General features: G+C 48.9%; 3 protein-coding genes and 1 pseudogene. All 4 read right to left on the bottom strand.

The window, feature by feature from the left end:
• Positions 1-634: 634 nt before the first annotated feature.
• Positions 635-1039: pseudogene (locus IKE44_RS01325) on the bottom strand (cytosolic protein).
• Positions 1040-1052: 13 nt separating this feature from the next.
• Positions 1053-1979 (bottom strand): glutaminase A, encoded by a 927-nt coding sequence (gene glsA / locus IKE44_RS01320; protein WP_055358990.1) that lies wholly within the window; start codon positions 1977-1979, stop codon positions 1053-1055.
• Between the two features lie 160 nt (positions 1980-2139).
• Entirely contained in the window at positions 2140-2406 is a 267-nt protein-coding gene (locus tag IKE44_RS01315; protein ID WP_287464787.1) for a Uma2 family endonuclease, read from the bottom strand.
• Positions 2407-2458: 52 nt separating this feature from the next.
• Positions 2459-2566, bottom strand: a 108-nt coding sequence (locus IKE44_RS01310) for a transposase (protein ID WP_287464785.1), incomplete at its 5' end; no start/stop codon positions are given.

Below are 2566 nucleotides of genomic sequence, written 5' to 3'. Positions count from 1 at the left end.
GGTGCCTTTGATTTTTTGCTTATCTTTTATGCTTTGAAGTCTGGCATTTTCTTTGTTAAACCATTGATTGATACTTTTTAATCTCCGCCCATCAATGATGAATGATCTGCCGTCTATATTTTACTGAATCTATCCTATTTTCAGCAAAATATAGTTAAGGCGATTCATCTCCCACTTACTCCGCTTCGCTTCGTTGAAGTGGGAGTCTTCTCGCCTAATTAAGTTAAATTTTGGATTTGTCAAACACCGCATGGCATCGCGTATAGTGGTTGCTTCGACTGCCCCAATCACCTCCTGGACATGACATCCATTGACTTTTGACTTGGCATCCCCCACTGCTTGTCTATGCATCGATTGTTTGTAATCGATTACATACAAATGGGCGAATCATCCTCGTTTTCGCTTGTCTGTCCTTTTCTCGCCAAAAGCCGAAAAGCGGGCATCGTTTTCCGTTTCTCCTTTTCAATGAAGACAGCCTGTCTATCAGCATCGCGCCCCTTGTCCGCTTTGTCAGCTTATTATGTAATCGATTACAAAACCATCTTACATCGCCGTAAAATCGTTCGTCAAGCCCCCAAATTCTTTTTTTGCCCTATAAACAAAGAACCCCAAGCCGTTTGGCTTGGGATATGCCTCATACCTCCACCGTCTTCCCTTCCTCGACGATATGATAAAGCAAATGGGCTAAATGGTGAATCGGGCCGTATTCCTCTTCGCCATCTTCCGCCATTTCTTCTTCGTCGGCGAATTCAAGGTCATTTAAGTAAAGCGCCATAAATTCGTAAAAGTCTTTCAGCTCAAAGCTGTAGCACGCGCTCGGGTCTTCGCTGTCTTCTTCGTATTGAAGCATTAAATACGATACCTTGCCTTCGTTGTCCTCGGCGTCAAAAAAGACGAAATAGCCGATATTGGTGTCAAGGTCAAACAGATGCCGCGTCCCGCCTTCGGTCGCCTTGTCAAAATCCTCTTGGCTCTACTTGCCGACGTTCATCGCTTCGACGTCGTCTTCGCGGTGAAACTGGACCGTAAATGTTTTCATCGTGATTTCCTCCTTAGAAAATGCTTAATGAATACGTTTTTGACAGCCGCTCGAGCAGTTTCACCCCGGTCAAGCTGTTCCCTTTATCATCGAGAGCCGGGCCGAAAACGCCGATGCCGCACCGCCCGGGCACGGCAGCGAGAATGCCGCCCGAGACGCCGCTTTTCGCCGGAATGCCGACTTTGATGGCAAATTCACCTGATGAGTTGTACATGCCGCACGTGACCATGAACGTTTTGCAAATGCGGGCGACATCAAGCGGCATGAGCGGCTCACTCGAATGCGGATCGCGTCCGTCAAGCGCGAGCACCAAGCCGATGCGCGCCAGGTCGATGCACGTCATTTCGATGGCGCACTGTTTCGTGTACAATTCCATCAGCTCTTCGACATCTTCATCAATGATACGATGCTGCTTGAGAAAATAGCAAAGCGAACGATTTAAAAACGCTGTTTCATATTCGGAGCGGGCCACTTCGTCGGAGTACGAAATGCGTTCGTTGCCAGCGAGACGGCGGACGAACGCTAACAGCCGTTCCAGCCGTTCGGACACCGAGCCGCCTTGAATCATCGACGTGACGACAAGCGCGCCGGCGTTAATCATCGGATTCAGCGGTTTGGCAGGCTTTTCCTCTAATTTGGCAATGGAATGAAACGGATAATCCGTCGGCTCCATGCCGACTTTATGGAACACCTCATCCTCGCCCCGGTCGATGAGCACAAGGGCGAGCGCAATAATTTTGGAAATGCTTTGCAGCGTCACTTTCACCGTCACATCCCCGGCGCTTACCACCTCGTCATCCGGCGTGTAAATGGCGATCGACAGCTCATTCGGGTTCGCCTTGCCTAAGGCGGGGATGTAGTCAGCCACTTTTCCGTAGCGGGCGTACTGCTTCGCTTCTTCGACAAAGCGGACCAGTTCTTCTTGGTTGTACACAAGCATCACCGATCGTTAGTATCGCCTGTTTTTTCCTTTTCTATGCCCAAGTGTGTGGCAAACAGCCATCGATTCCCCCGCAGGCAGCCTCTTGCCCCCCGCCTGATGGATCCGCCCGCGACAAACGAACAAGGGGAGCATGCGGTTTGAACAGCAGCCGTTTTTCTTATTCTTCTTCGGCAAATACGTTTTTCAATTCGATCACAAATCCGGGAAACATGCGAACAGGAATCGTATCATCGCGGACATACATCCCTTGGTGGCGGAATCTCCCTTCTTCGAGCACATAGACATCAATCGTCTCATTCATCGGATCGACAATCCAATATTCTTTCACCCCTGCCCGCTCGTAACGGTGAAATTTGACGATTTTATCCTTGCGCACCGTTGATTTTGAAATAATCTCCACAACGAGATCCGGCACGCCAACAATTCGTTTTTCACGAATTTTGTTGGTTCATCACCAAAAGTTGTACTTGCACCTGTCATGAAAGTATGTTAGCTGTTTCTAGCCGAACCCGCAATGCAAAACGCTGGATATTTCTGTATCCGTATCCCCGACGTTTCATCAGCTTGATCTTGTTATTTGTTCC

This window comes from Geobacillus sp. (genome assembly GCF_017515625.1).
In the GTDB taxonomy this organism is placed as follows: Bacteria; Bacillota; Bacilli; order Bacillales; family Anoxybacillaceae; genus Geobacillus; species Geobacillus stearothermophilus.
Note: the sequence above shows the minus strand (reverse complement) of the source record. Positions and strands in the feature narration are given on the sequence as shown.

Excerpts from the sequence above, each read along its gene's own strand:
- glsA (WP_055358990.1), bottom strand. The coding sequence starts at position 1,979 with ATGCTTGTGTACAACCAAGAAGAACTGGTCCGCTTTGTCGAAGAAGCG.